Origin of the sequence: Exiguobacterium sp. s34, assembly GCF_018617435.1 — a bacterium.
GTDB lineage: Bacteria > Bacillota > Bacilli > Exiguobacteriales > Exiguobacteriaceae > Exiguobacterium > Exiguobacterium aestuarii.
Map to the genome: position 1 here is coordinate 14,028 of NZ_JACSKE010000008.1, position 12,629 is coordinate 26,656.

At 41.8% G+C, this 12,629-nt stretch carries 20 protein-coding genes; all 20 read right to left on the reverse strand.

Annotation, left to right across the window (positions count from 1 at the left end):
* Nucleotides 1-19: 19 nt before the first annotated feature.
* Nucleotides 20-529 (reverse strand): hypothetical protein, encoded by a 510-nt coding sequence (locus tag KNO87_RS14285; protein ID WP_214796500.1) that lies wholly within the window; start codon nt 527-529, stop codon nt 20-22.
* Between the two features lies 1 nt (nt 530).
* Nucleotides 531-1,154: a 3'-5' exonuclease gene (locus tag KNO87_RS14290; protein ID WP_214796501.1), complete on the reverse strand. Its 624-nt coding sequence runs from the start codon at nt 1,152-1,154 to the stop codon at nt 531-533.
* A 2-nt stretch (nt 1,155-1,156) separates the two neighbouring features.
* Nucleotides 1,157-1,447 (reverse strand): hypothetical protein, encoded by a 291-nt coding sequence (locus KNO87_RS14295; protein ID WP_214796502.1) that lies wholly within the window; start codon nt 1,445-1,447, stop codon nt 1,157-1,159.
* 2 nt (nt 1,448-1,449) lie between these two features.
* A complete protein-coding gene (locus KNO87_RS14300; RefSeq protein ID WP_214796503.1) occupies nt 1,450-1,653 on the reverse strand; it encodes a hypothetical protein in 204 nt (67 codons plus the stop codon).
* Nucleotides 1,640-1,798 (reverse strand): hypothetical protein, encoded by a 159-nt coding sequence (locus KNO87_RS14305; RefSeq protein ID WP_214796504.1) that lies wholly within the window; start codon nt 1,796-1,798, stop codon nt 1,640-1,642. Before KNO87_RS14305 ends, KNO87_RS14300 begins: the two co-directional genes overlap by 14 nt.
* Nucleotide 1,799: 1 nt before the next feature.
* Nucleotides 1,800-2,072 (reverse strand): DUF5052 family protein, encoded by a 273-nt coding sequence (locus KNO87_RS14310; protein WP_214796505.1) that lies wholly within the window; start codon nt 2,070-2,072, stop codon nt 1,800-1,802.
* Nucleotides 2,069-2,254 (reverse strand): hypothetical protein, encoded by a 186-nt coding sequence (locus tag KNO87_RS14315; RefSeq protein WP_214796506.1) that lies wholly within the window; start codon nt 2,252-2,254, stop codon nt 2,069-2,071. The genes KNO87_RS14310 and KNO87_RS14315 overlap by 4 nt, the downstream gene beginning before the upstream one ends.
* 141 nt (nt 2,255-2,395) lie before the next feature.
* Entirely contained in the window at nt 2,396-3,589 is a 1,194-nt protein-coding gene (locus KNO87_RS14320; protein WP_214796507.1) for a NupC/NupG family nucleoside CNT transporter, read from the reverse strand.
* Nucleotides 3,589-4,278 carry a deoxynucleoside kinase gene (locus KNO87_RS14325; protein WP_353047466.1) on the reverse strand — a complete coding sequence of 230 codons (690 nt, stop codon included), beginning with the start codon at nt 4,276-4,278 and terminating at the stop codon, nt 3,589-3,591. Before KNO87_RS14325 ends, KNO87_RS14320 begins: the two co-directional genes overlap by 1 nt.
* 30 nt (nt 4,279-4,308) lie before the next feature.
* Nucleotides 4,309-5,079: a coiled-coil domain-containing protein gene (locus tag KNO87_RS14330; RefSeq protein WP_214796510.1), complete on the reverse strand. Its 771-nt coding sequence runs from the start codon at nt 5,077-5,079 to the stop codon at nt 4,309-4,311.
* A 24-nt stretch (nt 5,080-5,103) separates the two neighbouring features.
* The gene (locus KNO87_RS14335) at nt 5,104-5,262 is read right to left on the reverse strand and encodes a hypothetical protein (protein WP_214796512.1); all 159 of its coding nucleotides are present in this window, start codon (nt 5,260-5,262) and stop codon (nt 5,104-5,106) included.
* Entirely contained in the window at nt 5,259-5,813 is a 555-nt protein-coding gene (locus KNO87_RS14340; RefSeq protein WP_214796514.1) for a thymidine kinase, read from the reverse strand. Before KNO87_RS14340 ends, KNO87_RS14335 begins: the two co-directional genes overlap by 4 nt.
* Nucleotides 5,813-6,052: a hypothetical protein gene (locus KNO87_RS14345; RefSeq protein ID WP_214796516.1), complete on the reverse strand. Its 240-nt coding sequence runs from the start codon at nt 6,050-6,052 to the stop codon at nt 5,813-5,815. Before KNO87_RS14345 ends, KNO87_RS14340 begins: the two co-directional genes overlap by 1 nt.
* A 113-nt stretch (nt 6,053-6,165) precedes the next feature.
* Nucleotides 6,166-6,573, reverse strand: coding sequence for a hypothetical protein (locus tag KNO87_RS14350; protein ID WP_214796518.1), 408 nt, complete (start codon nt 6,571-6,573; stop codon nt 6,166-6,168).
* A 1-nt stretch (nt 6,574) separates the two neighbouring features.
* Nucleotides 6,575-7,378: a ParA family protein gene (locus KNO87_RS14355; protein WP_214796520.1), complete on the reverse strand. Its 804-nt coding sequence runs from the start codon at nt 7,376-7,378 to the stop codon at nt 6,575-6,577.
* A gap of 149 nt (nt 7,379-7,527) precedes the next feature.
* Nucleotides 7,528-8,010 carry a crossover junction endodeoxyribonuclease RuvC gene (locus KNO87_RS14360; protein ID WP_214796522.1) on the reverse strand — a complete coding sequence of 161 codons (483 nt, stop codon included), beginning with the start codon at nt 8,008-8,010 and terminating at the stop codon, nt 7,528-7,530.
* The gene (locus KNO87_RS14365; protein WP_214796524.1) at nt 8,007-8,939 is read right to left on the reverse strand and encodes a hypothetical protein; all 933 of its coding nucleotides are present in this window, start codon (nt 8,937-8,939) and stop codon (nt 8,007-8,009) included. The genes KNO87_RS14360 and KNO87_RS14365 overlap by 4 nt, the downstream gene beginning before the upstream one ends.
* Nucleotides 8,939-9,358, reverse strand: coding sequence for an NUMOD4 motif-containing HNH endonuclease (locus KNO87_RS14370; RefSeq protein ID WP_214796526.1), 420 nt, complete (start codon nt 9,356-9,358; stop codon nt 8,939-8,941). Before KNO87_RS14370 ends, KNO87_RS14365 begins: the two co-directional genes overlap by 1 nt.
* A complete protein-coding gene (locus tag KNO87_RS14375) occupies nt 9,355-11,727 on the reverse strand; it encodes a DNA polymerase (protein ID WP_214796528.1) in 2,373 nt (790 codons plus the stop codon). The genes KNO87_RS14370 and KNO87_RS14375 overlap by 4 nt, the downstream gene beginning before the upstream one ends.
* 53 nt (nt 11,728-11,780) lie before the next feature.
* Nucleotides 11,781-12,476, reverse strand: a complete 696-nt coding sequence (locus KNO87_RS14380; RefSeq protein ID WP_214796530.1) for a hypothetical protein — start codon at nt 12,474-12,476, stop codon at nt 11,781-11,783.
* Between the last annotated feature and the right edge of the window lie 153 nt (nt 12,477-12,629).

Consider the following 12,629-nt stretch of genomic DNA (forward strand, 5'->3'; position numbering starts at 1 on the left):
CCGGCTAGTAATCCACGCATTAAGCTTCACCGTCTTTTGGTGCGACAATTTCTTCTGCAACAATCACGTCAAGTTCTGTGTTGACGTAACGGACAAGCTTTTCTTCTTCACCTTTGATTGCGAACACTTTTTGAGTTAGTGAAGAATTGATAGGAAACTCTTCGATAAACTCTAGTTCCTCGTCAAAGTACATTGAAGGAATTGCTTCCGTTGGTGTCGGTGTCGGTTCTAACCCCATAAGCTTATCGTGCGACCATAGGCGTTTATCTTCCGTCGGTTCGTCTTGGTTATCCTTCGTAGAATCGACGAAACCATGTTCATTAAGATCTGCCGTCATTTGAAGCATTTCATCATGTTCCGTGACAAGGTATTGTTCACCCTGTTCTGTATCGAACGCAAGTTGTACAATCACCCGTGAAATTTTCGGTGTTTCCTCAACGCCCATTTTACCTAAGACGCCTTCAACGATTTCTTTAGTGTTGTGTCCTAGTTGTTCTACCGTTTGTGTGCCTTCGAATTTGATTTTCATATTATTTGTTCCCCCGGTTCATTTCGATTTCGTCCATTGTTACAACGTTCGCTGATTTCGGTACGAACGGTAATCCACGTTCATGTTCAACCATGACGTTATAAATATCTTCAATGCTTTCAATCTGTCCTTCTACGAACAAACGAAGCACCATCTTTTGGAATACTTCTGCGGTCATTTCAACGTCTGACATAGCCCGGTGTGCTTCCCCGGTCTTAACCCCATACCGTTCTACTAGATTCACAAGTGACGCCTTTTCTTTCGGGTCTAGTGCGTGTGACATAGAACGTGTACAAATGAACGGGTTATCCATTTCTTCATCACGCCACAAGTACGACAAATCGAATGAAGCGAACTGTGCTACGATTACGTCTTTACCGATGAACGAACGCAAGATCCCTAGTGCCGCACGTTCCGAAGATACGCCGTTCACTAAATCTGCTTCCGTGATTCCTGTAAGTTCTGTAATGAAAGGTTTAAGCTTACGCCCCTTTGCCAACTGTACAAGGAAGTTGATACGACCGACTTCACGGAACTTGCTATCAAGCTTCATAGCCCCTACTTCAATAACCTGTTCTTCTTTTGCGTCAAGTCCGGTTGTTTCAAAATCAATAATTGTAAACATAGTTATACCACCTTCCAATATTCAACTTCTTTTGTTGCTTTAACTACTTCGTCAATGTCTGCTAAATCGTCGCCGTAAATGTCGGAATCATATGTGTATTCCGTAAAGTATGAACCACTACGACCAATGAACCCACGGTATGTTTTCGTACCGTCTGTGAAGATCAATTCCATTGATTCTGATTTGTGTTCTGAAACCCAATCACCTTTTTCAATGACGGTGTATTCCGTTCCGTCTTCTAATTCAAGACCATGTTCAATATATAGTTGTTCTAATTGTTTGTGTGTTAGCATATTCAATCCCACTCCGAATAGATTTGTTTTGCAACGTCGAACCCGTCGTCAAATCCTTCTTGATACCCGGATTCCATTGCATTTAGAATTTGTTCTACGTTCTTATCGAACCAACGTCCGGCTTGTGCGAACGTTACTTTACGTGATTGAAGATCTTCACCTAGTTCACGCACCGTTTCATACAACTGTTGATTATTTGTATTCATCGGACACCGCCCCTAACATTTCAATTTCATCAATCGCACAATCTAATAGCATGATGACCGAACGCATATCCGTTTCGCCCTCACGCCGCATATTTTGATAGCTTGTCATTAGTTCATCTAATACTTCACGCACACTAGCGTTCATGTTATCGTTCCTCTACTACAACGTCTGCATTGTAGATACTGATTCGCTTACCATCAACTTCGAAAACTACTGCATTTGATGAACCACTATCACGGGTGCGGATAATCCCTTCATATGTGTGAAGAACTTCCCCTGTCTTGCTATATACAGTAACAACACGATCTAATCCCTTTGTATCTGATTCAAGCGTTTTAACCGTCGAATCCAAAGCGGCACAACCGCCTAAGCCCAACATACTAACCGATAACGCACCGGCAATGATTAACTTCTTCATAATGTCACCTCTACATGGTTGTAATATTGTTTAAAACAATCGTCGTTACAGAACGTAACGTCACCGTCATTAACGGCGTCATCACCTTCATACAGTTCTTGTTCACACAAGCCGCAATAAGTGATTAATTTCTTTTTTGTTTCGTGACCATCACGAAGTTTCCATTCGTCATAACCTCGCATTGTTTAGCCCCTTTCTTCCTTTGTACTTACTGTTGGGAAGATCCGTGTTAGATGTGACAAGATAAATCAATAAATTATACATTACTAATTACATTACAAATAAAAAGAGGAATCCATAAGGATTCCCCATTAGTAGTTTTATTAGATGAAGATACCTACAACCGTAGCAGATACCAATGAAACCAATGTAGCCGCAAGAAGCATTTTCAATCCGAATGAAGCTACTACTTGTGCTTTCGCTTTGTTGATTGCCGCAACCGTACCGGAAATGATTCCGATTGAACCGACTGCCGCAAAGCTAGTAAGGAATACTGAAACAATCGCAAGTCCTTTTTCTGTCAAGTTTCCTTGTACGTTGAGAAGGTCAAGCATTGCTACAAATTCGTTAGCAACAAGTTTCGTACCCATCAAGTTACCAACTGTAAGAAGATCCCCCGTAGGTACGCCCATCAAGAAAGCAATCGGTGCGAATACGAATCCTAATACTTCTTGGAATGAGATTCCGAACATACCCATGAACGCCGCATTGACCATAGACACAAGACCGATGAAGGCAACAAGCATAGCACCTACGATAAGTGCGACTTTACCGCCGTCCAAAGCACCGTTACCGATTGCGTCGAACAATGATGTTCCGGCTTGTTTACGAACTGATTTAATATCAATCTCTTCGTCTTCTTTGTCTGATTTAACAGGGGCGATAATTGAACCGATGATAAGCCCGTTAAACATATTAAGAATCATCGCAACAAGAACGTATTTAGGTTCTAACATTGTCATGTAAGCACCGATGATTGAAGCCGATACACTAGCCATAGCCGATGTAGAAATGATGAACATACGGTTGTTGTTGAGTTTAGGCAAGTGTGATTTGACGGCAAGCAATGCTTCTGATTGTCCGAAGAACACCGAGTTAGCGGCGTTAAATGTTTCGATCTTAGGAAGCCCCGTCACTTTAGAAAGGAATCCGCCTAGATACTTAATGAGAAGCGGCAAAACGCCGATGTACGTTAGGATAGAAAGTAACGTCGATGTGAAGACGATGATAAGAAGAACGTTGATGAAGAACACCGAACCGCCTTCTACAAATGCGAATCCACCGACAACGAAGTTTACCCCGTCCATACCGTAAGACATTGCCTTAGCAATTGCCCCGGCTACTGCTTCGATGACTTTCATACCGATTGATGTTTTGAGAAGGAACAACGTCGTAGCGACTTGAAGCCCTAGCATTACCCCAACTGCTTTAAAGTTGATGTTCTTTTTGTCATTTGATAGAAGGAACGCAAGTCCTAAGAACGCCACGATTCCCAAAATACCATATAAGATTGTCATTATTTTTCCCCCTGTTGTTCTAAGATACTTTTCACGGCTTCTGTTAAGCGTTTAGCGTCTTCCGGGTTGTTCACCACGTCCACGTTATCCATATCGACAATCAAGACGTTACTTGCTTTGTAGTGTTTGTGAATCCACTCGTCGTACCCTTCCCACAAGAAGCGGTAATATTCAACTAATGCTTCGTCCTGTTCGAAGTCACGCCCACGCTTTCCGATACGTTCTAAGACCGTTTCGAATGACGCTTTAAGGTATACCATCAAATCCGGTGCTTTCGTTCCGTGTGCCGTCGAATAGTCTTCCGTTTCCTTCATCATTTCATCAAACAATTGAAGATAGATTTGAAGTTCCATATCAGAAATACGGTTTTCCCCTTTAAGTTTCCCGAACTCCGCATTACGTTTCGCAAAGTAAACGTCTTCGAAGATCGAACGGTCAAGAATCCCTTGCTTCTCATGAATGTTCTGTTTGATTGATTTGAAGCGTGTACCTAAGAAGTACAATTGAAGTAGGAACGGAAGTCGTTCTGCTTCCTGTTCTTCCACACTAGCCGTATAGAATCGTGCTAACACGGGGTTGTCGTCTACTGATTCGTAATAGACGGGAAGGTTAAGTTCTCGTCCTAATAGTTCGCTTACACTCGTCTTTCCTAGTCCAATCATTCCGCCTATCGTAATAATTTTCTCCACTTCCCTTTCCTCATTTCATTTGTGTGTGATTTACAATCCTAAAAATCGTTTAGCTTTCTTCTGACGCAAGTGTTTAATCTCTTCACGTAATTCACGGGTTACACTGTGTAGATGTGAATTAAGTGAATCCTTGTGTGCGGCACGTTGTTTCCACGTTTCCGCCTTGTCACGGGCTTCATATTTATCTTCTCTAAGAATCTTAATTTGACGTTTCATCAAATCAATGTCCGAATCTTGTTGTTTGATTACGTCCATAGCATTTAAACAACCGTTAGAAAGTTTTTCGATAGTTGAATCTTGTTCTTCAATTACCTTCATAGCGGCTTCGTGCATTTGAGTAATTCGTTTATTTTCCGCAATAAGCTTTTGTGAATTTTCTGCTTGTGCGTAACTAATCAAGTTTGACATTGATTCTTTTTGCTTTAGAAGGCGTTCATTTTCAAGTGTCAAATCCTTGATTCTGCGTTCATACTCTTCAATCTTAGGTCTAATATAATCAAGTGATCCGGTTGCCATATCTAAGCATTGTGTTGTTTCTTCAAGTTCCGCCTTCAAGTTGGCATTTTGTTTACGAAGAACTTCATTGTTGTGTTGAGTTGTTTTGTTATACTCACGCAACTTTTCTTTACTCTTTGAAAGTTCTATATAACGTTCTTGTGTTCGTTCCAATTTTTCGTAGATTTCACGATTGTATTTACGAAGATTTTCAATTGTTTCTTGAAGTTCACGGCTATATTTGATTTCCTTAGCACGTTGCATTTCAGAATTGATTAACTTTTCTTTTAGATCGTTATCCCACATAATTGTTACCGCCTTTAAGTGTTTTTAGAATGTAGTTCGTTCTTGTTTTGTTCGAATGATTTCTTCGATTTGTACTAGACGCCCGGCAAGGTAAATAACGGTGTTGTGCATTTCACCTTCCACGGCTTGCCCTAGTTGGAAGATAAGGGAACGTCGTTCGCCTTCTAAGTCATATAGATTCATTGTTTACGTCCTTCCTGTTGGTAACATGAACGGCAAAGTGGTTTGTATGCTTCTTCCGAACCGAGTAATACCGTTTCTGTTCCTAGTGATTTATTACGATATGAAAACGTAGCGTCTGCCCCACAACCGGAACATACTGCACGTAGCTTGTTCACCTCGTCTGCCTGTGCCATAAGCATTGCCGTATTCTCAAACGGTATGCCCCGATAATCCATATCAAGACCGGAACAATAGACAACCTTCCCACTATCTAGGATTCGTTGAATAGCCCTCATTGTGTGGTGAAGATAGAATTGAACTTCGTCGAATAAGAAAACGTCGTATTCATCAATGAACGATTCGCTAAATAAGAATGTATCTCCAACCGTAACCGCCGGAACGCTTCTGCCGTCGTGTGTGACGATTTCAGAATCCGAATAGCGATTATCTGATTCCGGGCGTAGGTAGACGACACGTTGTTTTTTATACAAGTGCCGTTGCCCCTGCCGTAGAAGTTCGGTTGATTTTCCGCTAAACATTCCGCCGGAATTTACAACTAACTTTGGTTTCATTAGTTAGCCCCCGTGATCTCCGCAATACCATCAAGAAGACGTGAATTTTCTTTGTGTTGTGACAAAGCACCTTCTTTAAATTCGTTAAGTCGAATGATTTCTGAATCTGCTTCGTCGATAGCTTTAGCGATTTCATCGTTCTGTGAAATAAGTGTTTTCTTCATTGATTCGAATACTTCCGACGCTTGCTTACTGCGTAACGTCGCTTGGTTCAATTGCTTTTGTAGCTTCTTGTGCATTGAATAGCCCCCTGTAATTTGTTGTTGTACTGCTTTCACTTACTGTTGGGAACTTCAATGGATCTTGTGACACAAAAAAAGACGAAGACCGTTTAAAGTCTTCGCCTTCATCTTTAGCGTTTACGTTTATTTCGTTTTTCCGGTAACGGCTTCTTCTCGTACAAGTCGATGAACGCTTCAAGTGCCTTGTTCACCAACTCTGATTTAAAGCCCCGTGGATAGTGTTCTGCTAGATTGTCTAGTCTATCCATCGTGTCGTGACGGATAACCAACGTATAGTTACCCATCACTTCCGACTTCAATTCTTTCTTCGCCTGTTCTTCGTGGAAGGAAGCGACAACCCCGGCTAGTTCTGCCGCAAAATCTGTTTCTTCCCCTACCGGTGTTGTAACCTCACTAGATTCTTCATTAGTAACCTCATTAGTAGTTTCAGTAGGTTCTACAATAGTAGTGTCCTTAGATTCTTCCGCCTTCGGTTTCTGACTGAACTTCGATAATTTGTCTAACTGTCGTTTTGACATCTTAACCCCTCGCTTCCAATTTCTCTAATAACTCTTCCGTGAGTGTGTGATAATGTTCTACAATCTCATGTCGTCTACCTTTTTGCAACGTAGCCGGAACACCTTCATACGCCGTAGCGTTGGCAAACTTGATTGATTTAGGAATGACTGTATCGAACATAGGAATACCGACTGATTTAGAATACGCCTTAGCGTCCTGTAAAAGAATCTTGTGAAGATCCGTGCGGCGGTCAACCATCATTCCAACAATACCGAGTACGTGAATCTTGCTTCCTAGTGATTCGTTCAAGTTGTCAATTGTAGCGACAATCTTTTCAACACCACTTACGCCGTATGTTTCCGGTTGGAAAGGAATGATAACTTCGTCTGATACCTTCAAAGCGTTACCCGTTACAATACTGATTGACGGCGGCGTATCAATGAAGATGTAGTCGTAATTCTCTTTTAGTTCTACAATAGCTTTGTCGAGAAGTCCGAACGCATTGTCTTTCAACTTGTCGTCTAACAAAACGTCTACTTCGATAAAGTCCATAGCTTCCGTAGAAGGAATGATATGAAGATTGTCTTCAATAGTATAGATACATTCTTCCAACGGTTCGTTGTCTAAGATTACGTTGTGAAGTCCTGTATCGCAATCCGCCGGGGAAAGTCCGAATGACATTAAGGCGTTACCTTGTCCGTCCGTGTCGATGATTAAAACCTTAGCTTCCGGCTTGTTCTTACGAATCGAACCTACGATGTTAGAAAGTAGTGTCGTCTTTCCTACGCCGCCTTTGTGCATTGCTACTGTGATTACTTTACCCATGTTTGATTACCCCTTTGTATGTTTGAATTAACTTACAAATTGATAATACCATTACGAATAAGTAATGTAAACACCTTTTATTATAAATTCCTAATTTAATTACATTATGTATTACTAATAAGAAAAGGAATCCCGAAGGATTCCCATTGTTACTTACCTTTTTCGATGAAGTAGGCAACGCCCACGCTTACTGCGTCTGATTCATCATCGTTCTTGAATGTTAGTTCTTCGTCGAAATAACCCCGAACCGAATCTGCTAATTGTTCTTTACTTGCTTTACCGTTCCCGGCTACGATCTTCTTAACTGTCGTCGGTGACATTTCTTCCACTTCATAACCTTTGACGAAGCAACCCAACCGGGCTACGCCGTGAACCATGAATAGAATTTGTGTTGTCCGGGCATGACGACTGAATCCCTTCTCGCTAACCACGGCGTCAATCTCAATGTCTTCTGTTCGAAGAACTTGTTCTAAGTGGTCATAGATTTGTTTAAGTCGGAATCCGTGTGACCGTTTCGGATTCGTTCGAACACTTGATAGGTGAAGTAGTTGCGGCTTCTCTTCTTTAGCGTTCTTGGCAAGGATAGCGAACGCCGGGCTACTTAGTGAAAGATCCATCGCTAGTACAATCATTTAGCAATACCCCCGGAATACGTTCCGCATACTTCTTTGAACGGGCAGAACAAACACTTCGTTGTATCGCCGTCCGGCAATTCCCCTGTTTGTACGTTTTCATCTACTTCCGTCCATTTATCAAGTAATTGCTTTCGTTGTCGTTCCGTCACTTTAATATAAAATGCCTTCATGTCGTCACGGGCAAGAATACCTTTCCCCCACTTGTCCTTAGCAACTGATTCGTATGTGATTACAAATTCATCAATACCGAACAAGATTGAGTAAGCAATACATTGCTTTTTGTGTGACGGGGCAGGTGCTTTTAATGCCTTAATATCTGCAACCGAATTAGATTTCGTTTTGAACTCGAATCCAATTTTCGAACCGTCTTTATATTCTAAGATCCCGTCCATCATTCCCGATACACAAATCTTCGCCCCTTTGTGTTCGACAATACGATACGTTTCAAGCGGCTTTTCCCATGACGGCAAACCATGTCTTGCCGGGTTGTCCGGGTCATCAATGCGAACCACTTTGAACGCCGGATTCTTCAATAGCTTTTCCGCATACAATAAATCACGTTGTCGGTATTCATGTACGCCCGTTGAGTTTTTAACCCATCGCTTCTGTTGCGGCGTCATCTGCGTTTCGTCTTTCGGTGCTTTCAAGTGTTTGAAGAACAACATACGTTTACACGAATCCGAACTAGACGGCGTAAACCGTGTGAACTCTCTAGGATAGTCCAACCCTTTTCCCATTCGTGAAATCTCAAATTCCTTCTGCCGTAGAAGTAGTTTTTCAATTTCTTTATCTTCCCAAAAATCGAATGAATTGATTTCGTCAAAGTGTTTTACAATTGCTTCTGCAAGTTCTTCACCACGCCCCATAGTATTTAGTACGGATTGTCGTAAGTCACTTGCCCCTTCTCTGTTGAATAGTTCCCCCATTATTTAACCGCCTTCCGTTTCTCCATGTTTTTATAAAACTGATTGCCCCATGTCTTCCGTAAGCCGTTTCGAATTGAATGTCTTGTGTTCTCTTTCGGTGTCGTCCACTCAAGATTACTTACGTCGTTATTAGTCTTGTCGCCGTCTATGTGATTAACTTGCAAACCTTCAACCGGTTCACCTAGAAATGTCTTCGCCACAAGTCTATGAACGGTCATCTGTTTACGATCATGTTTGTTTCGAGTTAGTGTTACGACGCAATATCCATTCTTCTTTACGATTTGTTTTAGAACACGCCCTTTTCTGTGCGTGGGCTTCCCACTACGTGCCAATACAACACGGTCATAACTTCTGATTTCACCACTGTTAGAAACTTGATAAAGCCCTTCATATCCGGCAATGTCTTTCCAAACAATCATTTAGACACCGCCTTCCAAAACATTGTTTCTTTGTCGTAATACTCTTCGTAGCCCTTGATGTTCCGGGTCACATTTCCGGTTTGTTGTAATTCAAACCATGTATCAACGTCCATACCTTCGCCCCATCTTTCAGATAGTTCTGCGTCTACCTTCATAGGTACTGAAAGTTGAATACACTCACGCATGATTCGTTCAACTTCTGCGACTTCTTCACGGGTGATTGTGTTAGGAACTTCAATCAAAACTTCGTCATGCACTTGTGCCACCATTTTGTAGCCCTTTTGTTTGCAATATTCGTCAAGATGAATCATCGCAATCTTCATCACGTCTGCCGCCGAACCTTGAATAGTTGCATTGACTGATTGACGATTGACTGCGTGATACGGTTTACCATAATCCCAAATCGTGCGTTTCATCTTGTACGGAAGTTTCTCTTCCCAAATGAACTGTTTCGGTTCACGTCCTAAGATTGCTACTGCCTTCTTCACCGACGCTTTATAGGCGTTTGCCGTCTGTCGGTGTTTAGGGAAGCGGCGTTTACGTCCATACATCGTAGTTACATATTCGTGTTCATATGCGTGTTGGTGTCGTGCGTCGATATAAGCTTTGACTTTCGGATATGTTTCATAGAAATCATCAATAATCCCGTCTGCTTCTTCTGTCGATACACCAATGTTTCCGGCTAGTGTGTTTGAACCCATTCCGTACATAATTCCGAGTAGTACGGCTTTAATCGCTTTTCGTGGTTGAAACTTACCTGTCGGGTCATATTGACCATCAAGACAATATTCAATAGGCAACTTAAACACGCCGGAAGCCATTTCCGTATACAAGTCTTTTCCGGTTACATATGCGTCAATCATCGTGTCATCTTCTGCAAGGTGTGATAAGATCCGTGGTTCAATTTGTGAGAAGTCAGCACCCAACAAGACGTAACCTTTAGGGGCGACAATGATACTTCTCGCACGTTGCGGCAAGTTCTGTAAGTTAGGTTCTTTAGAAGCGAATCGCCCTGTTACCGTATCTACTTGGTTAAACTGTCCGTGTAGTCGTCCGTCTGATTTCACCTTTTCCGGTAGTGGTGCAATATACGTAGATAAGAGTTTGTTCAAATCTCGATATTCAAGAAGCTTCGAAATAGCCGGGCTATGTGAAGACAATTTCTTCAACGTCTTCTTATCCGTGCTTCGTTTACCGCTTACGTCATCTAACCGCCACTCGTCATACAACATTTCCTGCAACTGTTTCGGTGAATTAAGATTGATTCCGCCGAACTCTTTTTGTACTTCACGTTCTAATTCGTCTACTTCTTCTTGCAATTCCGCCGCATATTGTTTAGCGAAATCTTTGTCGATAGCGAACCCGTTCTGTTCCATCTCAATACAGATTTCTGTAATCGGTCTTTCAATGTCAAAGTACAACTTCATTACGTCCGGTAACTTCTTGAAATGAACCATGATGAAATCTTTATAGAAGCGGTACGTTAAGTGAGTATCTTTACACGCATAGATACTACCTATGTCGATAGGGATTCTTTCGAAGCCACCCTTTCCGAACAACTCTTCGAACGTTGCCGATTTATCTTCAAATCCAAAATGCTTACCGTACTTTGTAGCAAGGTCTTTGAGTGCGTAACCTGTTTCGTTCTCATTCAATAGCTTCATAGCAATCAAGCCGTCGAACAAGAAGCCGCCCATCTTAACGCCGTGTCGTCGGAACATATGAATATCGAACTTGGCATTGAAGTAGATCTTCTTAATGTCATCTGATTCAAATTCTTCACGAAGGGTTTCTAATACATAATCCCGTGGTAATTGTGTAGAATTTTCTTCATGGTCTACCGGAATGTAGTAATGTAAATCTGCTTCCGGTGCGGTAATTGAAATACCTACGATAACGTCCGTGAAGTAATCAAGTCCGGTTGTTTCGGTATCAATTGCAATTTCTAATTCTTTTTGAATAACAAGTTTCAACTTATGCAATTCTTCTTCCGTCCGAACGGTAATGTAGTTAGTCGGACGTTCCGCAATCATCTTCGCAATCAATGCGTCTTTACGGTTTGCTTGAAGTGCTTTGAACAAACGTAAGGCGTGTGCCTTCGTGAATTTACGTAAGTCCTCTACACCAACGGTAAGTTCACCGTTATTAATAGCGTCGAACACTTCTTTCAACTTCTGCTTGTCGGAATCACTGTTCTTCGCTTTGAAGATTGCCGGTTTGAACGCCCCCGTGTGTGACGTGTAGCCGGTAATCCAAACTTCTTCCCACGTCGGAATATACGCCGCCGCTTTCTTCTTCTTTGTTGCTTCTTTTACTCGTTCTTTTTTCTTTGTGTCGTCTTCCATTGAAAGCGAAATATTCAATTCCATAATGAAAAACCCCCTTCCCTTTTAGTTGGGAAAGAGGTTTGTATTTGTGACGATTAGAAAGGAAGATCCTCTTCGTCAACGTCCACGGTGTTACCCGTTTCTTCTTTAGCACCCGACAAGAGTTCCACCGGGAATCCTGCCGCTTTGAGTGCTTCCACCTGTTGTTCATAAGTGCGTGGAACAATAACACTGTTAAACAATTCGTCCGTTACTTCGAGTTCACCGGCGGCTTCGAACTTCTCTACGTCGTTACCACGTAATTTCAAGATCGGGTTAAGAGAATACGTAGTATCTGTTTTCGTTCCTGTACGAAGGAAGTTGAACGCCGTGTCTTCAATGTCTTCTTTGTACTGTTCAATCTGTTTGATAAGTGTTTTCGCCTGTTTCTTCGAACATTCCCATACACGAATTTCGTTTGAATCAATGTCTGCGAACGCAAACACGTAGCGTTTTTTCGGGTAAAGTCGTTTGAAGTCTGCAAGTTCGTGTTCGTCGTCGAAGTCCTTAACGTGTTGGTAAGCTTCGTCGATTGCGTCCGGCTTGCCTAGTGGTACAAGTGAAGGTTGCGTAAAGATTCCTAAGTTGAAATCACCTACTGCGAGATATTCTACGTAGTCGAATAGCCCCAACACACGCACACGTACTGATTCATCTTCTTTCAATCGAATGAAGATCTTCTTCAAATCAACGCCGCCTTGATTCATACTCTCTTTCGCTTCTTGTCCTCGTTTTGTGAAAATGTTCGCCATAATTTGTTTTCCCCTTTTGTTTACGTTTTTTGTAAAGGGAAAAGAGGAAAACGATCCGGCGTTATCAAGACCCTGTAAAATATTTTTAACGTATTACCGAAAAAAGTATTGAAAGTTTAAAGCGATCTTAATATACTTGTTATAGGTTTTATT

Excerpts from the sequence above, each read along its gene's own strand:
- KNO87_RS14295 (WP_214796502.1), bottom strand. The coding sequence starts at position 1,447 with ATGCTAACACACAAACAATTAGAACAACTATATATTGAACATGGTCTT.
- KNO87_RS14340 (WP_214796514.1), bottom strand. The coding sequence starts at position 5,813 with ATGAAACCAAAGTTAGTTGTAAATTCCGGCGGAATGTTTAGCGGAAAA.
- KNO87_RS14305 (WP_214796504.1), bottom strand. The coding sequence starts at position 1,798 with ATGAACGCTAGTGTGCGTGAAGTATTAGATGAACTAATGACAAGCTAT.
- KNO87_RS14335 (WP_214796512.1), bottom strand. The coding sequence starts at position 5,262 with ATGAATCTATATGACTTAGAAGGCGAACGACGTTCCCTTATCTTCCAA.
- KNO87_RS14320 (WP_214796507.1), bottom strand. The coding sequence starts at position 3,589 with ATGACAATCTTATATGGTATTTTGGGAATCGTGGCGTTCTTAGGACTT.
- KNO87_RS14355 (WP_214796520.1), bottom strand. The coding sequence starts at position 7,378 with ATGGGTAAAGTAATCACAGTAGCAATGCACAAAGGCGGCGTAGGAAAG.
- KNO87_RS14315 (WP_214796506.1), bottom strand. The coding sequence starts at position 2,254 with ATGCGAGGTTATGACGAATGGAAACTTCGTGATGGTCACGAAACAAAA.
- KNO87_RS14365 (WP_214796524.1), bottom strand. The coding sequence starts at position 8,939 with ATGGGGGAACTATTCAACAGAGAAGGGGCAAGTGACTTACGACAATCC.
- KNO87_RS14380 (WP_214796530.1), bottom strand. The coding sequence starts at position 12,476 with ATGGCGAACATTTTCACAAAACGAGGACAAGAAGCGAAAGAGAGTATG.
- KNO87_RS14360 (WP_214796522.1), bottom strand. The coding sequence starts at position 8,010 with ATGATTGTACTAGCGATGGATCTTTCACTAAGTAGCCCGGCGTTCGCT.
- KNO87_RS14290 (WP_214796501.1), bottom strand. The coding sequence starts at position 1,154 with ATGTTTACAATTATTGATTTTGAAACAACCGGACTTGACGCAAAAGAA.
- KNO87_RS14330 (WP_214796510.1), bottom strand. The coding sequence starts at position 5,079 with ATGTGGGATAACGATCTAAAAGAAAAGTTAATCAATTCTGAAATGCAA.
- KNO87_RS14370 (WP_214796526.1), bottom strand. The coding sequence starts at position 9,358 with ATGATTGTTTGGAAAGACATTGCCGGATATGAAGGGCTTTATCAAGTT.
- KNO87_RS14310 (WP_214796505.1), bottom strand. The coding sequence starts at position 2,072 with ATGAAGAAGTTAATCATTGCCGGTGCGTTATCGGTTAGTATGTTGGGC.
- KNO87_RS14375 (WP_214796528.1), bottom strand. The coding sequence starts at position 11,727 with ATGGAATTGAATATTTCGCTTTCAATGGAAGACGACACAAAGAAAAAA.
- KNO87_RS14350 (WP_214796518.1), bottom strand. The coding sequence starts at position 6,573 with ATGTCAAAACGACAGTTAGACAAATTATCGAAGTTCAGTCAGAAACCG.
- KNO87_RS14300 (WP_214796503.1), bottom strand. The coding sequence starts at position 1,653 with ATGAATACAAATAATCAACAGTTGTATGAAACGGTGCGTGAACTAGGT.
- KNO87_RS14345 (WP_214796516.1), bottom strand. The coding sequence starts at position 6,052 with ATGCACAAGAAGCTACAAAAGCAATTGAACCAAGCGACGTTACGCAGT.
- KNO87_RS14285 (WP_214796500.1), bottom strand. The coding sequence starts at position 529 with ATGAAAATCAAATTCGAAGGCACACAAACGGTAGAACAACTAGGACAC.